We start from the raw sequence: 20,636 nt of genomic DNA on the forward strand, positions 1-20,636 counted from the left end.
GCCTCGCTCAGCCCGACGCGGAGTCCTCGACGCGCCGGTGGAGACCCTCGATGAGCAGGTCGAGACCCGTGGTGAAGGCGCGGGGTGAGGCGCCGCTGCCGCGACTCGCCTCGACCAGTGCGGTGCCGAGGACGTAGTTGACCAGCACGCTGATCGCGTCCACGGACTGGGAGCGGGTGAAGCCCGCCGGCCGCAGCAGGCCGACCAGTCGGTCGCGGACCGCGATCACCCACGGTCCGTCGAGGGAGGTCGTGATGATCAGTTGCGCGATCCCGGGCCGGGCCACCAGCGCGTCGTGGATCTCGACCAGCACCTCGCGCAGGCTCTGGGCCCAGTCTCCCTGAGGGTGCGTCAGCTCCGGGACCTCCAGGGCCCGCCCGACCATGACGTCGAGCAGGGCCTCCTTGGAGTCGAGGTAGCTGTACAGCGTCATGTGGCTGACGCCGAGTTCGCCCGCGACCCGGCGGAAGCTGACGGCGTCGAGACCTTCGGTGTCGAGCAGGGTCAGGGCGGCGTCGGCGATCTCGGCCACGGTGACCTTCTTCGGTCGGCCACGTGGCCGGCGCGAACCCGTCGTTGACACCGTCACCCTGCGAGCCTACGGTACGAACAGATTTATTGATACAGCGTAAATAAATCCCGCCGACAACCCCCGAGTCGAAGACGGTGCCCGCGACATGACCACTGCTGACCGCACCCGCGAGATCGTTCCCGAGGACGACTCCTGGGCACACCACCCGCGTCCGGAGGACCCGTTCTGGAACGAGTCCGGCCTGTTCACCTTCATGGTCCCCGAGTTGGACATCAACGGGTACTTCTACGTCTGGCACCGGCCCAACATGAAGCTGACCTCCGCCGGGGTGGCGCTGTGGGATGCCGTCGGCACGGAGACCCACAACTGCCTGTACTCGGAGTGGTACCACTTCAATCCGATGGCGCCGGACACCGATCTGTTCAACTTCCGGCTGGGCAACGGGATGAGCTGCGAGCTGCTCGAGCCGCTCAAGCGGTACCGCCTCGGCTACGCGGGTGACGAGCTGCAGCTCGACCTGCTGTGGGAGGGCGCGTACCACCCGCCGAACCTGCACTACTCCAACAGCGACGCCGACGGCTTCGAGGTCTGGGGCTCGGTGCACTACGAGCAGCTCGGCTCGGTCACCGGCACGATCACGCTGCGCGGCGAGACGATCCCCGTGGACTGCCACGCGTTCCGTGACCACTCCCGTGGCCTGCGGCCGGGGCCGGCGCGCAACCAGTCCGGCGGCGGCTTCGACTACGGCTGGGCGTCGGAGCGGACCTCGTTCGCGGTCACCTCGGCGCGGCCCGACCCGACCGCTCCCGTCACCGCGCGGTCGGTGGACCGCATCGGCTACGGCCACTTCATCCAGGACGGCAAGCTCGGCCAGATCACCGGCGGTCAGCGGGTCGTGCTCGAGCGGGAGCCGGACGGCCGTCCGCGGCGCGTCGAGCTGCTCCTGGAAGACGAGCACGGTCGCGAGATGCGTGCCGTCTCGCGCGTCCGCAACTGCCTGAAGTGGCACAGCCTCTGGCACATGCAGTGGTGCCTGGCCGAGTGGGAGATCGACGGCGAGCACGGGTGGGGCGAGAACCAGGACTGGTTCGACATCAACGTGATCCGCCGTCACCAGCGCGAGAACCTGGGCGCCGCCCGATGACGAGCCCGCGAGTCGAGGACCCGCTCCACGGTCGGTCGCGGCCGGGTTCGTCCTGGACGACGACCAACGTCGGCGAGGCGGTGCCCGGTGTGCAGACGCCGCTGGGCTGGTCGATCTGGGGTCCCGCCGGCGAGGAGGGCCTGCGCCGCGCGTTCCACACCCTGGGCGCGCTGAACCGGGACGAGACCGCCGTGCCGACGGCGTCGGAGGACCGGCTGTTCTCCGCGTTCTACGGCCGGATCGCGCTGCAGTTGGACATCCTCTGCGCGTGGGCCGACCGCATCCCCGGCACCAGCGGCGATGCGATGGCCCGTCAGATCTTCACCTTCGTCCCACCGGGCTACGTCTCGCGTCCGCAGCGGCGGTACTACCCCCGCGTCGCGGCTCGCGCCGGCGTCCCGTGGGTGCGCGGTCCGAAGGCGATCCGCGCCAGCCGGACCCGCATGCAGGGCGTGTGGTCCGACGCGGTCGCGCGCGTGAACGGTCTCGACGAGGCCGGGGCCCGGGCGCTCCTGGTCACCGGCGCGGACGAGTTCCGGCAGGTCATCTACCACCACACGGTGCTCACCCTCGGCGCCGTGCAGCCGGTGTACGACCTGCTCGCCAAGATCTGCGCCGGCACGGACCTCACGCCGCAGGACCTCGCCGGAGGACACGGCGGGCACGAGGAGACCGCGATGGTGCGCGACCTGTGGGCGTGCTCGCGCGGCCGCCTGCCGGTCGAGCGGTTCGTGGCCGACTACGGCTACCACGGGCCGCGCGAGGGTGACATCTCGATCACGACGTGGCGCGAGGACCCGACGCCGGTGCACAAGCTGGTCGAGGCCTACGCGGCGCAGCCGGAGTCCGAGAACCCCGAGGCCGTCGAAGCGGCCCAGCAACGGCGGCGGCACGAGCTGGAGGCGAAGCTGCTGGCCGCGACGTCGGCCGCGCGCAAGCCGCTGGCCCGCACGGCGCTGAAGCTCGCCGGCAAGTACCTGCCGCTGCGCGGCGTCGGCAAGGTGGCGTTCCTGCAGGGCGTCGACGTGACCCGCATGGCGGCCCGCCGGCTCGGTGAGCTGGCTGTCGCGGACGGCCGCCTGCTCGACCGCGAGGACATCTTCTTCTTCACCCTCGACGAGCTTCGGACCGGCTGGCCCGCGCACGCCATGGAGCTGGTCGCCGAGCGTCGGGCGGCGTACGAGAAGTACCGCACGCTCGACCTGCCCGAGTTCTGGGTGGGGGAGCCCGAGCCGGCCCCGGCGCCCGAGGCGACGACGGGCACCATCACCGGCATCGGCGCGAGCCCCGGTGTGATTGAGGGCCGAGCGCTCGTTCTCGAGGACCCCGCCGGGGCCGACATCGAGGACGGCGACATCCTGATCGCCCGTCACACCGACCCGGCGTGGGCGTCGCTGATGTTCCTGTCCGGCGGCCTGGTCTCCGACATCGGCGGCCTGATGAGCCACACCGCGGTCGTCGCCCGCGAGCTCGGAATCCCGTGCGTGGTCAACACCCGCACGGCCATGCACACCCTGCGTACCGGCGACCGCATCCGCGTCGACGGGAACGCCGGCACCGTCGAACTCCTCGGGAGAACTTCGTGAAGCTCGGACTGCTGATGCCGACCGTCCACTCGATCGCGCTCAACGAGATGGCCCTCCGTGGCGCGGAGGCGCTCGGGGTCGACGACGTCTGGGTGCTCGACCACATGATGGGCCTGACCCACCCGGCCCTGTGGTCCGAGTTCCCGGCCGCCTCCGCGCTGCCCGACCCGGACGCGTTCCTCGACCCGTTCTGCGTCGCGGCCGCCCTCGGTGGTGGCACGGACCTGCGCTTCGGGCTGTCCGTCACCGACGCCGTCCGCCGTGCCGGGCCGGACCTGGCCCGCGCCGCCCTGACCGTGAACGACGCCTGTCGGGGCGGGTTCGTCCTCGGTCTGGGCTCCGGCGAGGCCGAGTCGCTCGTGCCCTACGGCTACGACTACCGGCGCCCGGTCGACCGGCTCGAGGCGGCGCTGCGCGACATCCGGTCGCTGCTCGACACCGGGAACATGCCGACCGGTTCCGGTCGCATCGGTCTCGACCGTTCGGGGCCGAAGGGAGTGCCCGAGGTCTGGGTCGCCGCGAAGATGCCGCGGATGCTCGAGCTGACGGGCCGTTACGCCGACGGGTGGCTGCCGCTGCCCAGCCCGCCCGAGGAGTACGCGGCGCAGTATCAGGCCGTGTGCGCGGCCGCCGAGCGCGCGGGCCGGCCGGCGCCGACCGCGTCGATGGTTCCCGCCGTCATCTTCGGTGACTCCCGGGACTCCGTGCTCGGCGTGCTGGAGGACGTGCCGGTCGTCAAGCTGATCGCGTACTACCTGCCGGCGTACGTGTGGGACCGCTACGGCGTCGAGCACCCCGGCGGCCCGAACTGCCGTGGCCAGATCGACCTGATCCCGCACGACCTCGACCCGAAGGCCCTGCGCGAGACGGCCAAGCGCATCCCGGTCGAGCTCGTCGAGGAACTTGCCTGGTTCGGCAACGCGGACGAGATCGCCGCGCGGCTCAAGCCGTACGCGGAGGTCGGGTTGGAGCACATCGTCCTCGGTGACGTCACCGGAACCACCTACGCCCCGGAGGAGACCGCCCGCGTCCTCGGCGGTCAGCTGCCCCGACTCGTGGAACTGATGCACGCGCTCTGAGAGGAGACGTTCCGTGTCGAGATCACTCTCGCGAGGGCGCCGCGCGGTGATCGCAGTGGTCGCGGGCGCCCTGGTGCTCAGCGGTTGCGGCGGGACCCGGGTCACCGACGAGGCCATTCAGGCCGCCGTCGGCATCCGGGCCGACGAGGCTCCCGTCCCGGCCGCGGTTGCCGGGGCAGCCGCCCCCGCGCCGGACGTCGCCGTCGCTCCCGCGGCTCCGGACGCGGTCGACGTGGGTTCGGCCCCGAACACCGCCGACCCGGTCGCACCGACGGGCGCAGCGGCGACGACCGCCACCCGGGGCGACATCGCGGCAGCGGGTCGCCCGGCGGCGCGGCCGTCCGAAGGCCGCACCGCGACGGGCCCGAAGTCGGTCGTGCGCCTCGGTGCCGTCGGCACCTTCTCCGGCCCGGTCGGGTCGTTGGTCAAGGACACCGTCACCGGGCTGCGCGTCTGGTCGCAGGCCGTCAACGCGGCGGGTGGCGTCAACGGCCACCCGATCGAGCTGCTCGTCGGCGACGACGGCGGCGACCCGGCGCGCTACTACGCGATGCAGAAGCAGTTCGTGGAGCAACAGGGTGTGCTCGCGTTCCTGTTCAACACCGTCGCCTACGCCCCGGCCGGGAACAACAAGTACCTGGACACCGAGAAGATCTACACCTTCGGCACCGACGGCGGCCTCGAGCTGCCGTACACGAATCCGTACGTGCTGACGGCAACGCCGGCGGGCCTGACTCTTGCCGACGGGATGATGCTCGCGCTCAGCAAGGCGTTGAACGCGAAGGGTCGGTCGCAGGGACCGGTGAAGCTGGCCGCGTTCGCCTGCAGCGACTTCGGGCTGTGTGACAACTTCGACCGGCGGTGGAGCAACCCCGACGTCCTGCGCAAGAGCGGATTCGAACTCGTCGCGCGCGGTCGGCCTTCCCTGACGCAGCCGGACTTCACCTCGCAGTGCCTCGCGGCCGAGCAGGCCGGGGCAACGACGATCCTGCTCGGGATGGACAGCGCCTCGATCCGCCGCTTCGCCGGCAACTGCGCCCGGCAGAACTACCGCCCGCAGTTCGCCACCGCGGACATCGTCGTGACCCGGGACCTGCCGCTGGACCCCACCGTCGACGGCCTGCTGGTCGCCACAAAGATGGCCCCGTTCACCGACCTCCGCGTGCCGGGCGTCGCGGAGGCTCACCGCGCGTTCACGCGCTTCCTGCCCGGACAGGTCGTCACGGGCGGCATGGTGAACGGCTGGATCATCGGGGAGTTCTTCGCCCAGGCGGCGAAGGATCTCCCGGACAACCCGACGCGGGCCGACCTGGCTGACGGTCTCTACCGACTTCAGAACAACGACCTCAAGGGCATGACGTACCCGATCACCCTGACGCGCGGGAAGCCCGCGCCGCGGCACCTCTGCTACGGCCTGGTCGCCATCTCCGGGAAGAAGTTCACCACCGCGCCCGGCCCGTCACTGGACTGCGTCAAGAACGGTCGACCGCTCGCGTCGCTCGACGACTACTGAGCTCCCGGACCGCCGACCGCGGGGTGCTGACTCTGCGTCAGCCCCGACCCAGCACCCGGTTGAGGGCCGGTGCGACGTCGCGGTGGGTGCGGATCGGGGCGGTCATGCCCTTGCCGAGCTTGGCCATGTCCCGGGCGAGGTCACGGTCGTGCTCACCGTCGGTCTGCAGCAGGACGTGCAGTTCCCGGAACCGGCGGGCCACGTCCCGCGGGTCGGGCCCGGCGTTGTGCACGGCGTCGGTGAGCAGCACGCCGACCTGCCGGCGGGCGCCCGAGGTCTTCAGCACCGCGTCGCCGACGGTGAGGGCGAAGTGGACGTTCGTCAGCCCGCGTGCGGGGATCCGCAGCAGGCGGTCGAGCAGGACGACGGGGGAGGTGTTGCCGGTCAGCGGCTCCAGGAGTGCGGCGTCCGACCAGAACCCGACGAGGGCGAGGCGGTGCCCGGCCCCCGGGCCGGAGAGAGCGCTCGACAGGGCCGCGACGGTCGCGGCGGCGACCCGCACCTTCTCTCCGCGCATCGACCCGGACACGTCGACCATGAGCACGACGTCGATGCTGCGGCGGACCGACTCGCGCACGATGATGTCGGTGTCCTCGGGCACGGGGTGCTCGGTGAGGACCTCCAGCGTCCGGTCGAGGTCGATCTCGTCGGAGCGGTAGTGGTACGGCACGGAGATCGGCCGGCCCGAGCCCGCGGCCACGTCGGCGTCCCGCCAGGTCCGGCGCAGCGCCAGGTTGCGTGAGATCTGACGGGCCATCCGATCGATCTCGGGGTCGGGTTCGCGCTCCTCGAGGAGGTCGCCGACGTCCCGCCAGGAACCCGACTGCGCGGTGACGACGGTGCGCTGTGACCCCGGCGGGGGAGGGCCGCCGGTCTCGGCGTCGCGTTCCGCGCCGAGGTCGAGCACCAACGGCTGCCCGCCGCCGCCGAACAGCGACGGCATCTCCGTCAGCTTCTTGGGCCGACGCCGCAACGGCCCGAGCCCCTCCCGCGGTGGATTGTCGGACGGGAGGCCGTCGGGGTCGTCGAGGAGAACGCTGTTCCCGCCCGGGCTACGCCGGGCCCTCAGAAAAAATGGCGCTCCCAGATGTCCCGGATGACGTCCTCGGGCGTGCGGTCGCTGGCCTCGTCGAGCGAGATGCGCGCCGACAGCGCGAGCAGCCCGGCGTCGAGGACGCGGTTGCGGTGCGCCTCCTCGGCGTCCGCGCCGGCGGCCAGGCCCGTGAGCTCGGACGCGATCGCGGTCAGGTCGATCGCCCCGCGCACCGAAGACCCGCGCCGCAGTTCCTTGTGCCCGCGGGTGGCGCGCGTGATCGCGACGGCGTCGGCGACCAGGCGGGCGTCGGTGCAGCCGGTGCGGGTGGCGACGATCGCCTCCTCCTCGGCGGCGTCCTGGTAGCCGACGGCGAGGCGGCACCAGCGGTCGTAGACCGAGTCGGAGATGCGGGCGGTTCCGACGGAGTCGTACGGATTCATCGAGGCGACGACGCGGAAGGTGTCCTTCGCGGTGATCAAACCCACACGCGGGACGGCGATCTGACGCTCCGCCATGGCGGCGAGGAGGACGTTGACGGTGTCCTCGGGCGCGCGGTTGAACTCCTCGATGTAGAGGAAGCCGCCGCCCTGCATGGCTTCGAGCAGCGGACCCGCGACGAAGTTGTCCGCGCTGTAGTCCTCCTTGAGCACCCGCGCCGGGTTGTGATGCCCGACCAGGCGGGCCGCGGTGAGTTCGGCGTTGCCCTCGACCAGGACGAACGGAACGCCCCAGTTCGCGGTGATCGCCCGCAACAGCGTGGACTTCCCCGTGCCGGGCGGGCCCTCGAGCAGGATGTCGCGGCCCGCGGAGACCGCGGCGAGCACGAGATCGAGCTCGCGGGACCGTCCCACCACCTTGGCCGCGATCGCGTCCCGGCGCGCCTGGTCGATCAACGCGTACCTCCTCGTCAACGGTCCTCGTGGCACGTTACCTAATGGGTTTAGCCACGGAGGCGTAACCGCACGTTCGGCAGGTCCGGGGCGGGCAGCGTGTGCGTCCACGCGGCGGGGAAGCGGCCGAACCGGCCGTCGCCGGCGGGGTGGTGGTGCTGACGCTGCCACTCCTCGCGGAAGGAGACGATCTCCTCGTGGCTGCGGCCGACGAAGTTCCACCACATGACGATCTGCTCGCCGAACGGCTCGCCGCCGAGGACGAGGAACCGGGTGGGCACGTCGCCGGCCCGGACGCGGATCGCGTCGGCGCCGGTCGGCACGAAGGCGATCTCGCCGCGCGTTGCGGTCACGGTGCCGCCCGGCGCCTGCGCCGTGACGGTGCCGGTGTCGCAGAGCAGGCCGTGCTCGTGGGTGCGGGGGACCGGGATCTCCAGCGTCGCGCCGGCCGGCAGCACGACCTCGGCGCCGGTCAACGCGGTGAACGTGGGCACCGGCGAGCTCGTCCCGAACAGCGACCCGAGGAAGACGCTGACGCGCGCGCCGTCCACATCGAACGGCGTCGGGGCGTAGTGGTCGAAGTTGCGGTCGGTGTCCCGGTGGGTGGCGGGCAGGGCGACCCACAGCTGGGCGCCGTGCAGTAGCGAGGTGTCCGGCGTCGAAAACTCCGAGTGGGCGACGCCGGAGCCGGCCGTCATGAGATTGAGCTCCCCGGCCCGGACGACCTGGTGCGCGCCGGTGGTGTCGCGGTGCTCGAGCTCGCCGGCGAACAACCACGAGACCGTCTGGAGCCCGGTGTGCGGATGGCCCGGCAGCACCATGCCGCCGGTGACGGCGACGTCGTCGGGCCCGTAGTGGTCGACGAAGCACCAGGCCCCGATCAGCGACCGCGCCCGCTGGGGGAGCGCCCGGCGCACCGTCATCGCCCGTGGGCCGCCGAGCGGCACCTCGCGCTGGCCGAGTACGACGGGTTCAGTCATCGCCGCAGCGTAGCTCGCGGCCAGCCCGCGAGTAGCCTGCGTGGATGAGTGAGCAGAGCAGCCCCGACGTCACCGTTCGCAACGCCCCGCAGGAGGGGCGGTTCGAGATCCACGTGGACGGCAAGCTCGCCGGCGTGGCCGAGTACACCGAGGAGACCGGTCACCGGACCTTCGTCCACACCGAGGTCGACGACGCGTTCTCCGGGCAGGGCCTCGCCGGCGTCCTGGTCCGGGCGGCGTTGGACACGACGCGGGAGGACGGGCTGCGCATCCGCGCGACCTGCCCCTACGTGCAACGCTTCCTGGAGAAGAACGACGACTGGGCCGATCTCGTGGACACCGCCGAGGACGCGAGCTAAGTTACCGGCGAGTACGCTCTCCCGACCCGAGAGGCTCGCCGTGACGACGCTCGACCGGTCCCGCTCCACTCACGAGGTTCTCAACCAGGTCCCGCCGCTGGTGGGGCACAACCTCTACGTCGGTGACCCGGCCCTGGCCGAGGCGATCGCCCGCGAGGGCGGGGAGTGGGGGACCGACCGGCTGCTCTCGGCCGGCGCGGCGGCGGGCAGCGCCGAGGCGCAGGCGCACGCCGAGCGGGCGGAGCGCCACGAGCCGGTGCTGCACACGCACGACCGCTACGGCAACCGCGTCGACACCGTCGAACTCGACCCGTCGTGGCACTGGCTGCTCGGGCAGGCCGTCGAACGCGAGATCACGTCCCTGCCCTGGCGCTCGCCGGGTCCGGGCGCGCACGTCGTCCGCGCGGCGCTGCTGCGGATGTGGATCGAGCTCGACATGGGCGTGCTGTGCCCGGTCTCGATGACGTACGCGGGCGTGCCGGCGTTGCGGCGGCAGCCGGAGATCGCGGCGGAGTGGGAGCCCCGCCTGACGTCGACGAGCTACGCCGACGGCGCGCTTCTGGGCATGGCGATGACGGAGAAGCAGGGCGGGTCCGACCTGCGGGCGTCCACCACCCGGGCGGAGCCGATCGGCGACGGCTGGTGGGAGATCACCGGGCACAAGTGGTTCTGCTCGTACCCCAGTTGCGACGCGTTTCTGACGCTTGCTCAGACCGAGGCCGGTGTGTCGTGCTTCTTTCTCGAGCGCGCCGCGCCGGGCTTCCGCGTGCAGCGGCTCAAGGACAAGCTCGGGACGCGAAGCCTGCCGAGCTCGGAGGTCGAGTTCGACCGTGTTCCCGCGCGGATGGTCGGCGTCGAGGGTCGCGGGATCCCGACGATCATCGAGATGGTCAACCACACCCGGCTCGACTGCCTGATCTCCTCGTCGGCGACGATGCGCGCCGGCCTGACGCAGGCCGTTCACCACGCGCGGCACCGCTCGGCGTTCGGACGTGCGCTGGTCGAGCAGTCGGCGATGCGGAACGTGCTCGCGGACCTCGCCGTCGAGTCCGAGGCAGCGACGGTGCTGGCGATGCGCGTGGCCCGGTCGTACGACGAGGGTGCGGCCGGGGTCGAGGGCGCGAACGCCTTCCGTCGCCTGGCGACCGCGGTGGCCAAGTACTGGGTGTGCAAGCGCGCGCCGGGTCACGCGGCCGAGGCGCTCGAGTGCCTGGGCGGCAACGGGTACATCGAGGCGTCGGGCCTGCCGCGGATCTACCGCGACGCCCCGCTGAACTCGATCTGGGAGGGCTCCGGCAACGTCGCCGCGCTCGATGTCCTGCGCGCCCTGACCCGGGAGCCCGAGTGCCTGCCGGCGTTCCTCGCCGAGTGCGACCTCGCCGTCGGCGCCGACCGCCGCCTCGACGCCCACCTGTCCGAGACCCGCTCCCGACTCGCCGGGTTGGGGGAGGGTGACGCCGAGTTCGCCGCCCGCCGCGTCGTCGCCGACCTGTGCCTGGCGCTGCAGGGGAGCCTGCTGGTCCGCCACGCCCCGTCCGCCGTCGCCGATGCCTTCTGCGCCTCCCGCCTCGGCGGGGGTGGTCACACCTACGGCATGCTCCCCGGCTCCGTCGACGTCGGCCCGATCCTCGACCGCGCCCTCGCGGGCTGATCCCTCCGGTCCGGATTCCGGCCCCGGGGCGGCCTTGTTCGCCCCGGGAGCCTCAGGCTGCTGGCTCGTCGGGTGCGGGGCGGGGTGCTGGTCGTTCGGGTTCGGGGGCGCGGGGCCGGCCGGGTGGGTCGGGGTCGATCAGGGGTGGGATTTCGACGTCGTAGACGACACCGAGCCGGGTGATCCAGCGGACTCGGTCGTGGCCGAGCCGGATGAGTTGCCACCCGCCTTTGGTCTTGAGGTCGTGGTCGTGCTCGCAGAGCGGGCCGAGGTTCCCGGCCAGGGTGAGGCCCCCGCGGGCGTGGTTCATCGTGTGGTCGATCTCGGACCGGGCGGCGGGGAGCCGGCAGCCGGGGGCCTGGCAGGTCGTCATGCGGAGTTGGGTGTCCCGGCGTAGTCCTTGGCGGGGGAACCGCCGGGTGTCGTCGTCCGGGTCTTCCGGGGCGGTCTCGTTCTCGGCGCCGGCGGTCGCGAGGAGGTGGTGGCGGCCGATCTCGACCAGCACCGCCCGCCAGGTAGGGACGTCCTCGCCAGTGAGGGTGCCGTCGAGCAGGGCCTGCAGCAGGTCGGCGGGGATGAGCAGGTCGACGATGCCGTGGTCTTCCGCGCAGCGCTTGGGCCAGTCGATCGGCCGCGCACCGACGAGCCCGGAGGAGATCGCGTACCCGTCGGGGCCGGTGACCGCGAACCGCCACTGCCCCGCCGCCAGTCGGTGGGCGAGGTCGCGGGCGTACTCGGCGTGCACCGGGCCCTGCCCGGCCAGCTCGGCCGGGTCCCGGTCCAACTCGAGCAGGGTGGAGACCTTCGCGGTCAGCTGCACCCCGTGGTGCGGAGACACCGCGCTCGGGGCGGGCTCCGGCTCGGGCGCCGCCTCCGGCTCGGGCGCTGCCTCCGGCTCGGGCGCTGCCTCCGGCTCGGGCTCGGGCTCGGGCTCGGGCTCGGGCTCGGGTTCCTGCTCGGGTTCCGGCGGGAACTCTTCGCCCGCGTCGGTCTCGTCGCCCGCGTCGGTCTCGTCGCCCTCGTCGCCCTCGACGTCGGTCGGGCGGGTGGCGGCGAGGTGGGCGAGGATCTGGTCGTCGGTGAAGTCGGCGTAGGTGCCGTCCAACAGGTTGAGCGCGATCTCCGAGCGCAGGTGATCCAGCGGCCGCGGATCACCCGCACGCTTCGCGTCATCAGCGAGCTTCCGCACCCGGGCGATCGCGGCGGCGACGCGGGCGGGGTCCTGGTTCTGCGCGGCCAGGGTGGCAGTGCCGTCCTCGTTGCGCCAGGAGATCACCCGCCGCTCCCGGTGGGCCTCGGCGAACCGGCGCAGCGCCCAGTCGGGGTCGAGCTGGATCCCGAGTTTGCGGCACCGCGCCCCGATCTGCTCACTGGTCCACGGGCGCTCGGCGTCGATCGAGCAGTGCCCCAGGACCTCATCGATCACGGTGTTGGCGTGCTCATCGCTCATGTCCCGGACCCAGAAGTGGATGACCCGGGCCCGTTCGATGCTCAACTCGCCGGCGGTCATCGCGGCGTGCAGCTTGGGGAAGCGCCGCACGACGGCCCAGGCGAAGTCGAGCAGCTCGTTCGCGGTGTAGGCCGAGATCCGCAGCGCGGTGCGGACCTCATCGGCGCCCCAGCGGTCCGGGGCCGCCAGGCGCACGATCTCGTCCTCGGAATCCAGCCCCCGGGACCCGACCTCGGCCACCATGCCCAACCAGACCGCGTTCGCGGCGTTCAGTTGTCGTTGGCCGGCGCGCAGCACCGCGACCGACTCGGCCCCGGTCATCGACGCGCACTCGGCCTCACTCGGCGTCAGGCCGAGCGAGACCTGCCACGCACTCGGCGTGGGCGGCGGTGTCGCTGCTGCTGTCGATGTCCCCGTCATCACGATGAACCTAGCGGGCACCACCGACAGTCCATTATCGCCGGGATCGAGGCGCGGCGGCGTGGAGGAGCGGAGGAGCGGAGGAGCGGAATCCGCGGTGTCACAACGCCTCTGACGCCCCATCAACACCACGCGCCCCCGTTGGAGATGTCATCTCCAGTGGGTTGTGGATAACCCCGTCGAAAGGGTGATACCCCATTACTCGCGAGTAAGGGGTGTCACCCTTTCTTGACGGCGGACGCCGCGGACGCCGCGGGCGAAGCGGCGACGGCTCAGGACGATGCGCGCTGGACGAAGCCGCCGAGGGCGACGGAGTACTCGTTGGTCGCGGAGTCGAACCGGACGCTGTAGGTCGTCGGCCAGAGGCCGGTGCGCTGGTAGGCCTGCGGTTGCTTGATCGCCTCGTTCAGCGTGGGCTTCGTCAGCAACCACTCGCGCGTGATCATCGGTTCGATGAAGGTGACGGCTCCGTCGTAGGAGCCGTGAATCATCGTTTCGGTGAAGGTGTACTGCCCGGGCACCGGCGGCTCGGTGCCGTCCAGCCAGTGCAGCCCCATACCGGGGATCGTGTTGTCGACCGCGGTCCCGGGCGGGGCGACGAAGTCGGCGGCGATGTACTTCGCGTCCGGGATGTTCGCCGCCTTTGTGGCGAAGTCCGGTGCGGTGGGGACGATCTCCTTCACCGCAGCCTCGTCGGTCAGGTAGAAGTGGTAGTCGAAGTGGGGCTTGTCCCACACGCCCGGCGGCTCGTGCCCCTGCGGATTCCAGTAGAGCTCGACGTGGTCGAGCACGCCGGTGGCCACGTTCGTCGGGAAGCTGAGCACCATCCCGACCGGGTGCAGGTCCCCGTGCGTGTCCGAGGCGAGGCCCTCCAGCGCGGCGGCGGAGAACCGGACGCCCACCTCGACGGGCTGCCCGGCCGAGGAGGTGACGTACGTCCAGACCTTGCCGTTCCCGAGGGTCTGGCTCGGCCCGTCGCCGGCGGACACAACCGGGGCGGGGCTGTCCGCCGCAGCGGGGACGAGGCTCTCGAGATCGTCGTCATCGTCGTTGCCGCAGCCCGCCAGCACGAGCACTGCGGCGGCCGCCAGGGTGGCAGTGCGGTTCATGGGTCCTCACTTCGAAAGCAGTGGACGCTGCGGCGAACCTAGGCCGGTCCGTGACCGGCCGTCGTCCGTGTTGGCACGGATTCCGCGGTCGGCCCGGCGCTCGCGCGCAGGTGGGCGAGGACGGCGAGGACCCGGCGATGGGTCGCGGGGTCGGTCTCCAGCCCGAGCTTGCTGAAGATCCGGCTGGTGTGCGTCTCGACGGTGCGGGCGGTGACCATCAGCCGCTCCGCGATGCGGTCGTTCGAGTACCCCTGCGCGACAAGTGCCAGCACCTCGCGCTCCTTGGCGGTCAGGCGGTCGAGTGGGTCCGCGCGCCGCGGGGTCGCGAATACCGCCTCGACGACCTCGGCGTCGACGACCGTTCCGCCGGCCGCGATGCGGTGCAGCGCGTCGACCAGGTCGGTGGAGCGGGCGACGCGCTCCTTGAGCAGGTAGCCCACGCCGGTCCGGCCCTGCGCGAGCAGGTCGACCGCGTGGCGCGTCTCCACGTACTGCGAGAGCACGAGCACGCCCAGATCCGGATAGGCCCGCTTGAGTTCGACGGCGGCCGCCAGCCCCTCGGTGGTCCGCGTCGGCGGCATCCGGACGTCGAGGATCGCGACGTCCGGCCGCTCCACACCGACCGCGGCCAGCAGGCCCGTGGCGTCGGGGAACTGGGCCACGACGTGGACCCCGTCGGCGGTCAGCAGGCGGGCGATGCCCTCCCGGACCAGGCCCGCGTCGTCGGCGAGCATCACCCGCACGGAGCACCGCCGATTGTCATGGCGACCCGAGCAGGAACATCGGGCCGGAGATTGTCGCGTAGCGCCGACGACGGAGAGCGTGCTCGTCCTCGACGATGCCGCGGATCTCCTCGACGACCTCGCGCGCGATGCCGAGGCCGGCGGCCCCGTCAGTGATCCGGTCGTGCTCCTCGGTGGTGAGGGCTCCGTCGGACGCGCACAGCCGCAGTGCGTCGTGCACCATCCCGCGCACCGTCAGTTGCATGCTCGGCAGCGCACCGACGTCCTCGATCCGGTCGGTGTCGTCGTAGTTGCGGACCGCGTCGAGCACCCAGTCCGCGTCCCCGCAGGCGGCGCGGTAGCCGTCGTACCAGTCCCGCTCCCGCTCGGTGAGCACGGCGCGACCGCCGGCACAGAGCAGCGTCCCCTTCGCGAAATTCAGGTTGTCCTCGTCGGTGATCTGCAGATAGACCTCGGCGGGGATCTCCCAGTTCTCCCACCCCATCCACCGGATCGCGGCGAGGTGCCGCGCCGGCCGGCCGGGGGCCTCGGTGAGGACGACCGGGAGCCACGCCGCAACGGTCGTGCCGTGGTCGGGCGGGCTCTCGACCGCGAACCGGCCTCCGAGGGCACTGATTCGGTCGGCCAGACCCTCCAGCCCTGAGCCGGCGGCCGGGACGGCGCCGCCGCATCCGTCGTCGGCGACCGACACGACCAGCGCGTCGTCCACGATCGCCGCCCGAACGGTCACGCCGGTGGCCTGCGCGTGCTTGCGGGTGTTGGCCAGCGCCTCGGCGACGCAGTAGTAGGCGGCGACCTCGACGGCGTCGGGCAGGCGGGTCGGAACGTCCACCGCCAGGTCGACGGGCAGCACCGATCGTTCCGCCAGCGACTCCAGCGCGCCCGGGAGGCCGGCCTCGGACACGATCGCGGGGTGGACTCCTCGGGCGAGCCGGCGGAGGTCGTCGAGCGCGTCGTGGAGCTCGTGGAGCGCGTCTTCGAGCAGGTGGGCCACCGCGGGGTCGAGCTTCTCCCGCTCCGCCAGACGCAGCGTCAGGGCCAGTCCGACGAGCCGCTGTTGGGCACCGTCGTGCAGGTTGCGCTCGACGCGCTGCCGCTCGCGGTCCGCCGCCTGGACCAGCCGGGTCCGCGACGCCTGGACGTCGCCGAGCTGGTCGCGCAGCTCCGCCCGCAGCCGCTCGTTCTCGATCGCGAGGGAGGCGGCCTCCACGGCGGCCCGCAGCCGCTCGGCGTCGCGCGCCAGCCCGGGTGGGTGCAGCAGCGCGGCGATCGGCTTGCCGTCCCGCTCGATCGGCGTCCGCATCCGCCCGTTCTCGGGGTGGGAGCCCAGCGCGTCGAGGAAGGCGGCGCTGCCGACCCGGGTGTAGATCACCTCGACGGTCGGATCCACCGGGGTGCGCCGTGCCGCATCGCGCAGCAGCGATACGGCCTCCTTGACCAGGCGCGCCCGGGCGGTCGTCATCGCCGGCTGGGAGGACCGTTCGGGACGAGCTCGAGGATCGCCCCCAGCGACAACTGATCCTTGGGGAGATACCCGGCCGCCAGCCCCGCGGCGAGGCGGCGGCCGTGAGCCGCGTCGCGCGTCGAGATCAGGATGACCACGGCCTCAGACTCCTCCGTCTGCAGCCGCCGCGCCACTTCCCGGCCGTCGATGTCCGGCAGATTCATGTCGAGCAGGATGACCTCGGGGCGCCATTGGGCAGCCGCGGCTGCCACGTCGAGGCCGTTGTCCACCTCCGCCACGACCTCGACGCCGTCGGCCGCGAGCGCTCGGCACGCCGCCGCCCGGAAGCGCTCGTCGTCGTCGACGAGCAGGACGCGCAACCCCATCGGGTCATCGTGGTCGGCCCGTCCGGCCCATGCATCCGTGCCCGCACGGACCACCCACCGGCGTGCGATAACCTCTCCGGGTTCCCGAGCCCCCGTAGCTCAGGGGATAGAGCATCGGCCTCCGGAGCCGGGTGCGCAGGTTCGAATCCTGCCGGGGGCACAATATTTATGCAGGTCAGAGTCATATTGCTTCCCTCGTAACCGTGTTCGTGCCCTCCATGTGCCCTAGAACGGTTCAGTTCGGTTCACTCTGATGACGCGTTGTTCGCGCCGCTTGGGTAGGTCTCCTGGCTCCCCACCGAGAATCGGCGCGTGGGCCCCGGGCGTCTGTCAGAGCGCGTCGCGCACCGTAGGGATGGGGCGAAGCAGAGCGAGTGCGTCGCTGCGGCGAATCCTGACAAGCTTTCCGCCCAGCTTGTAGGCGGGTAGTTCGCCGGAGGCGATCAGCTTCTCCACGAACCGGTCGGTCGTGCCGTACAACTCGGCGATCTCCTGCTTCGTCAGCAGCGGGTCTGGCTCAAGCTCACTTCCGCTGTTGCGGTCTCGCGCCTTACTCACGGGGTCCCCCTCTGGGCTCTGTTCGCTGGTCGACAGGCGGGTATGGCGCCGATCGGAGGTGCCCGGCAGCCTCGAGGCCGTGCAGTCGAGAGGTCGGGGATCATCGCGTGATACCGCCGGCGTTCGGTGGTCGGTCCGGCGGGTGGATCCGAGCGGCCGACCGTGTACGGGGAGCGTGTGAGGTCTGCCACTGATCGATGCGGTGGGGAGGGTGGATGTGCGCAGCCTGACGCCGGCGCCACGCGCTCATCGCCGAAGTGTCGGAGCTTGGCGACCGCAGAACCGCTTCGAGAATTTGCCGTGCAGTTAGGTCGTCGGTCGGCACGTGCTCTGCCGCGGCCGCATCCGTCGCGATGTAGGCGTGGTTAGCGTGGCGGCCGCGGGTGAGGCCGACGTAGAGGGCTTCCCGGCTCATGCGGGCGTCGGCGATGAGGTGCCCGCTGTCGGCGGTGGCGCCTTGGGCACGGTGGATGGTGGAGGCGTAGCCGAGTTCGACGTGATCGCGAACGTAGTGAGCGGGCAGGCGAACCAAACCTTGGGCTGACCCGCCGGCAGAGGCTGTCGGTGCCACGTCGAGGGCTCCGTCATGATGGACGGCGATGACGTGCCATTGGTCGCCGTTGCGGACGTATCCACCGCCGGGGCGCTGAAGGTGACGCTGGTTGCGCCGGGTGAAGACGACGTCGCCCTGGGCCGCCGATGTGCCGTCGTGGAGCCGGACTTCGCGTCCTAAGTCGACGTACCCGGCGCGGACACGGTCGGTGCGGGCGCGGGTGTTCAGTGCGGTGACGGTGGCGTGATCAGAGGCGAGGAGAAGGCTGTGCCGTCCGGCGGTGATGTCGGTGGCCCAGGCGCGGTAGGCGGCCTCGATCATGGCTTCGGTCGGGCCGTCGTGCAGCCGCCCGTGGGCGGTGTAGGCGTCGAGGCAGGCGGGGTCGCCGACGCGCAGCTGGCGGGTGGCGGTGGCTTCCCAGACGTGGGTGAATCGGTGGAGGGTGTCGAGTTCGACGGTGTGGCCTTCGCCGGCGAGTAGGGCGAACGCGCCGCCGGCGTCGACGGCGCCGAGCTGGGCGTGGTCTCCGATCAGGACGACCTTCGCGCCCGCGGCGCCGGCCTGGGTGATGAGGTGGTCGAGGTCGGTGGTGGCGGTCATGGCGGCCTCGTCGATCAGCACGAGCTGCCCGGCGCGGAAGCGCCACCGTTCACCGGCCGCGGCGCCAGCACCCGTGTCGGCGGCGGATCCGGAGACGACGCCGGGCTGGGAGTGGTGGATCCATTTGGCGACGGTCTCGGCCGGAATCCGCAGCGCCAGACCGAGTTGTGCGGCGGCGGTGGCGGAGGGAGCGAGCCCGATCACCGATCCGGCGCCATGGGCGTACTCCCATGCGCCCCGGACGAGGGCCAAGGTCGTTGTCTTGCCGCTGCCAGCCGGCCCGACCAAAACGTCGAGACGACGCGCGGACGCGATGATCGTCGTGGCTGCGGCGAGTTGCTCGGCTGAGATCCGGCGCGTGCCGGGCATGGGCCGCGCCGCGGTCGCGTGGAGCGGGCCGGGATCCGCAGTCGGGGCGGTGGTGTCGTCGTGGGCGGCGAGCAGTCGCGCTTCCGCGGCGAGGATCTCCCACGTGGTGTAGGCGGGCTCGGGCGCGTCTGCATCCGGACGTACCACCTGAGGCGCTTCGCCCGCCTGCTGTAGGCCGTTGCGACGCGCGCCTGCTGCGGCGGTCGCGGTGGTCGGCGTGGATGTGACACCGTCCGTCGCGGTGGTCATCAGGGCCGAGCCGGTCGCTGGTGGGTCGAGCGCGACGCACCGCTCCAGCGCGGCGGTCACGACCCGGTCGAGCAGCGCAATCCGAGTGGCGGGGTCGGGCTGGCGCAGGGCGCGGGTTGCGCGCGCAGCCTGAGCGAGCAGGTTCGCGTGGGTCCAGGTTGCCCGCCGGGTGGACACGCCGGCGACGGTGGCGTCGGCGTAGCGGGCCAGGAGCGCGCCGGAGACGTCGACTGGAGGGGGTGTGGGGTCGGTTGTCAGGATGCTTGCCCCGCCGCCGTCGGTGCTGGTCAGGGCGCCGCGGACGATCGCTTCGGCCGGTTGCCCGGTCACGGTTTCGGCGGTTGCCCGCCACCGCTGCCGGAGCTGGGCAAGCGCGGTGACGTGCTTGTCCGGGCGGGTGGCGAGGGTGGCCTGCTGGCGTAGCCGCACGACCTCGACGCGGTTGGGTTCGCGGCCGTGGGTGTCGGTGAACGCCGCGACCAGGTCCTGCAGATGCACTCCGATGGCCTGGGAGCGGGAAGAGAAGGCGTGCAGGAGTGGGTCGGGGATGCCTTCGATCTCGAAGGCCGGGGTGCGGCGGGGTCCGCGGTCGCGGTAGCCGAAGCGGACTGCCAACCGGGTGGCAAGGGTGTCGGCAATCGTGGAGTCGTAGATCTCCGAGCACGCGACCGCTGCGGCGAAGAGGACTTGGCCGTCGATGGCTCGCCAGCGCCCGTCTGGGCCCTGGACCTTGTTGGCGAGAACCAGGTGGGTGTGCAGGTTCGGATCGCCGGCGCGGGTGTCCCAGTGATCGAACGCCGCGGCGACCGCGCCCCGGGCCGGGACGCGGATCTTCGACCCCTCGCCGATACGGGTGTGCAGGAACCGCTCCTCGATCAGGCCCAGCACGGCGGCGACCGCGTCCCGGTGGGCGTCTTCGACCGCTCGACGGACGGCGGCGTCGCCGAGGGCCCACAGCACCGACACCGACTTCGGGACAGTGAAGGTCAGGTCGTAGCCGGCGACCGCGGACCGCTGCGGACGGGCCCTCTCCTGGGACTCGATCTCCGCGACCGCTGCCGCGTGCTCTGCGGCGGACAGGTTCTGCGGCAACCGGGCAACGCGCTCACCGATCCGCTCCTCGACCGTCTTGAACTTCGGGTAGGACAGCCCGAGGCGCCCGCCGGTGATCGGGTCGTGCCCGGACCCGAACAACCGGCCCATCGCCTCCTCGGTCACCAGCGTGCCAGGCGTGATGTCGGTGCCGTCGCCGGTGCCGAGGCCGGGTAGCCCGGCGCCGGTCCACCGGCCCGGCGGCAGCCCGGTCGCGGCGTAGTAGTCGACCAGCGCCTGACCAGGCTCGCGCGCGATGTCCCCGGTGGCGGTGTGGCGCAGCAAATACCGGTAGCCCGACCCGGCGGACATGACCGCCAGCGACATCACCGTGGCCACCCCACCCGGTGTTCACCCGCGCCTGCGGGGACGCCGGACCGCCCGGCGTCACCCTCTATGTGGGTGACTTGGGCATACGTAACCTGTCCGGTCGAGTTTCGCCGCGCTCGTCGCACGTTGTCCTGTGTGCGCGTTCAACGCCAGATTCGCGGCCGCCGCAGGCCCCGGCTCGGCACGAGCAAGAGGAGTGGCTCGCTGGCGATCTTGCGATCGCTTGGCCGTAGGGATTGAATGCGCGTGTGCCGTCCGGTGGACGTCGTCATTACTTTGATGCTGCGGGTACAGCTCGCAGATGAGTGTGAGCGCGGCGACCGTTGGGTGAGCCGGATTGCTGCCATAGAGCGCGTGGACCTGTATCCACTGGCTGAGGTCGCTACCGGACGGCACGCTCCGCCCTGTCCGCGCGCAGCGCGAACACGGCGGAGCCCGCCCTGGGTCACGCTGGAATCGCGCCTGATGCGGCGTCAGCGCACCCTTCGGGCGCGCTCTGGCTGCTGCGCGGTGGTCGGTGTCATTCAGGACCAGTAATCGTTTGGCGCTCTTCGATCGCCTGT

The 20,636-nt window shown here is 71.8% G+C and carries 17 protein-coding genes and 1 tRNA gene; 7 read left to right on the forward strand and 11 right to left on the reverse strand.

Going from position 1 to position 20,636, the window contains the following annotated elements:
• Positions 1-7: 7 nt before the first annotated feature.
• Positions 8-532, reverse strand: coding sequence for a TetR/AcrR family transcriptional regulator (locus SPOPO_RS33040; RefSeq protein WP_019876222.1), 525 nt, complete (start codon positions 530-532; stop codon positions 8-10).
• A 145-nt stretch (positions 533-677) separates the two neighbouring features.
• On the opposite strand from SPOPO_RS33040, the gene SPOPO_RS0117390 reads away from it, so the two are divergent.
• The 4 genes from SPOPO_RS0117390 to SPOPO_RS0117405 are packed head-to-tail and all read left to right on the forward strand — an operon-like array spanning position 678 to position 5,854.
• Positions 678-1,676, forward strand: a complete 999-nt coding sequence (locus SPOPO_RS0117390; RefSeq protein ID WP_019876223.1) for a DUF7065 domain-containing protein — start codon at positions 678-680, stop codon at positions 1,674-1,676.
• On the forward strand, positions 1,673-3,262 hold the full coding sequence (locus SPOPO_RS0117395; RefSeq protein WP_019876224.1) for a PEP-utilizing enzyme: 1,590 nt from the start codon (positions 1,673-1,675) through the stop codon (positions 3,260-3,262). Before SPOPO_RS0117390 ends, SPOPO_RS0117395 begins: the two co-directional genes overlap by 4 nt.
• Positions 3,259-4,341, forward strand: a complete 1,083-nt coding sequence (locus tag SPOPO_RS33045) for an LLM class flavin-dependent oxidoreductase (RefSeq protein ID WP_019876225.1) — start codon at positions 3,259-3,261, stop codon at positions 4,339-4,341. The genes SPOPO_RS0117395 and SPOPO_RS33045 overlap by 4 nt, the downstream gene beginning before the upstream one ends.
• 13 nt (positions 4,342-4,354) lie before the next feature.
• On the forward strand, positions 4,355-5,854 hold the full coding sequence (locus SPOPO_RS0117405) for an ABC transporter substrate-binding protein (RefSeq protein WP_156869980.1): 1,500 nt from the start codon (positions 4,355-4,357) through the stop codon (positions 5,852-5,854).
• A 37-nt stretch (positions 5,855-5,891) separates the two neighbouring features.
• On the opposite strand, the gene SPOPO_RS34875 is transcribed toward SPOPO_RS0117405, so the two are convergent.
• The 3 genes from SPOPO_RS34875 to SPOPO_RS0117420 form a co-directional block, all read right to left on the reverse strand.
• Positions 5,892-6,797: a vWA domain-containing protein gene (locus SPOPO_RS34875; protein ID WP_169577215.1), complete on the reverse strand. Its 906-nt coding sequence runs from the start codon at positions 6,795-6,797 to the stop codon at positions 5,892-5,894.
• A gap of 122 nt (positions 6,798-6,919) precedes the next feature.
• Positions 6,920-7,783 carry an AAA family ATPase gene (locus SPOPO_RS0117415; RefSeq protein WP_019876230.1) on the reverse strand — a complete coding sequence of 288 codons (864 nt, stop codon included), beginning with the start codon at positions 7,781-7,783 and terminating at the stop codon, positions 6,920-6,922.
• 47 nt (positions 7,784-7,830) lie between these two features.
• Positions 7,831-8,760, reverse strand: a complete 930-nt coding sequence (locus SPOPO_RS0117420; RefSeq protein WP_019876231.1) for a pirin family protein — start codon at positions 8,758-8,760, stop codon at positions 7,831-7,833.
• Between the two features lie 44 nt (positions 8,761-8,804).
• On the opposite strand from SPOPO_RS0117420, the gene SPOPO_RS0117425 reads away from it, so the two are divergent.
• Entirely contained in the window at positions 8,805-9,119 is a 315-nt protein-coding gene (locus tag SPOPO_RS0117425) for a GNAT family N-acetyltransferase (protein WP_019876232.1), read from the forward strand.
• A 40-nt stretch (positions 9,120-9,159) separates the two neighbouring features.
• Positions 9,160-10,770, forward strand: a complete 1,611-nt coding sequence (locus SPOPO_RS0117430) for an acyl-CoA dehydrogenase family protein (protein ID WP_019876233.1) — start codon at positions 9,160-9,162, stop codon at positions 10,768-10,770.
• Between the two features lie 52 nt (positions 10,771-10,822).
• Here SPOPO_RS0117430 and SPOPO_RS33050 read toward each other — a convergent pair whose 3' ends face one another.
• From SPOPO_RS33050 to SPOPO_RS0117455, 5 genes are all read right to left on the reverse strand, one after another.
• Positions 10,823-12,541 (reverse strand): HNH endonuclease signature motif containing protein, encoded by a 1,719-nt coding sequence (locus tag SPOPO_RS33050; protein ID WP_019876234.1) that lies wholly within the window; start codon positions 12,539-12,541, stop codon positions 10,823-10,825.
• A 371-nt stretch (positions 12,542-12,912) separates the two neighbouring features.
• Positions 12,913-13,749, reverse strand: coding sequence for a DUF5602 domain-containing protein (locus tag SPOPO_RS0117440; RefSeq protein WP_019876235.1), 837 nt, complete (start codon positions 13,747-13,749; stop codon positions 12,913-12,915).
• A gap of 38 nt (positions 13,750-13,787) precedes the next feature.
• Positions 13,788-14,483, reverse strand: coding sequence for a response regulator transcription factor (locus SPOPO_RS0117445; RefSeq protein ID WP_156870606.1), 696 nt, complete (start codon positions 14,481-14,483; stop codon positions 13,788-13,790).
• 25 nt (positions 14,484-14,508) lie between these two features.
• Complete coding sequence (locus tag SPOPO_RS33055) at positions 14,509-15,954, reverse strand: histidine kinase (protein WP_019876238.1); 1,446 nt, start codon at positions 15,952-15,954, stop codon at positions 14,509-14,511.
• On the reverse strand, positions 15,951-16,322 hold the full coding sequence (locus SPOPO_RS0117455) for a response regulator transcription factor (RefSeq protein ID WP_019876239.1): 372 nt from the start codon (positions 16,320-16,322) through the stop codon (positions 15,951-15,953). Before SPOPO_RS0117455 ends, SPOPO_RS33055 begins: the two co-directional genes overlap by 4 nt.
• Before the next feature lie 88 nt (positions 16,323-16,410).
• Here SPOPO_RS0117455 and SPOPO_RS0117460 point away from each other — a divergent pair.
• Positions 16,411-16,482, forward strand: a tRNA-Arg gene (locus SPOPO_RS0117460).
• Positions 16,483-16,652: 170 nt separating this feature from the next.
• On the opposite strand, the gene SPOPO_RS30270 is transcribed toward SPOPO_RS0117460, so the two are convergent.
• Positions 16,653-16,880 (reverse strand): helix-turn-helix domain-containing protein, encoded by a 228-nt coding sequence (locus tag SPOPO_RS30270; protein ID WP_019876241.1) that lies wholly within the window; start codon positions 16,878-16,880, stop codon positions 16,653-16,655.
• A gap of 100 nt (positions 16,881-16,980) precedes the next feature.
• Complete coding sequence (gene mobF / locus SPOPO_RS30275) at positions 16,981-20,082, reverse strand: MobF family relaxase (protein WP_019876242.1); 3,102 nt, start codon at positions 20,080-20,082, stop codon at positions 16,981-16,983.
• Positions 20,083-20,636: the final 554 nt, after the last annotated feature.

The sequence above is a fragment of the Sporichthya polymorpha DSM 43042 genome, assembly GCF_000384115.1.
In the GTDB taxonomy this organism is placed as follows: Bacteria; Actinomycetota; Actinomycetes; order Sporichthyales; family Sporichthyaceae; genus Sporichthya; species Sporichthya polymorpha.

Coding starts and splice junctions, on each gene's coding strand:
- SPOPO_RS0117420 (WP_019876231.1), bottom strand. CDS start 8,760: ATGACTGAACCCGTCGTACTCGGCCAGCGCGAGGTGCCGCTCGGCGGC.
- SPOPO_RS0117390 (WP_019876223.1), top strand. CDS start 678: ATGACCACTGCTGACCGCACCCGCGAGATCGTTCCCGAGGACGACTCC.
- SPOPO_RS33050 (WP_019876234.1), bottom strand. CDS start 12,541: ATGACCGGGGCCGAGTCGGTCGCGGTGCTGCGCGCCGGCCAACGACAA.
- SPOPO_RS0117445 (WP_156870606.1), bottom strand. CDS start 14,483: ATGCTCGCCGACGACGCGGGCCTGGTCCGGGAGGGCATCGCCCGCCTG.
- SPOPO_RS0117395 (WP_019876224.1), top strand. CDS start 1,673: ATGACGAGCCCGCGAGTCGAGGACCCGCTCCACGGTCGGTCGCGGCCG.
- SPOPO_RS0117440 (WP_019876235.1), bottom strand. CDS start 13,749: ATGAACCGCACTGCCACCCTGGCGGCCGCCGCAGTGCTCGTGCTGGCG.
- SPOPO_RS33055 (WP_019876238.1), bottom strand. CDS start 15,954: ATGACGACCGCCCGGGCGCGCCTGGTCAAGGAGGCCGTATCGCTGCTG.
- SPOPO_RS0117455 (WP_019876239.1), bottom strand. CDS start 16,322: ATGGGGTTGCGCGTCCTGCTCGTCGACGACGACGAGCGCTTCCGGGCG.
- SPOPO_RS0117425 (WP_019876232.1), top strand. CDS start 8,805: ATGAGTGAGCAGAGCAGCCCCGACGTCACCGTTCGCAACGCCCCGCAG.
- SPOPO_RS34875 (WP_169577215.1), bottom strand. CDS start 6,797: ATGCCGTCGCTGTTCGGCGGCGGCGGGCAGCCGTTGGTGCTCGACCTC.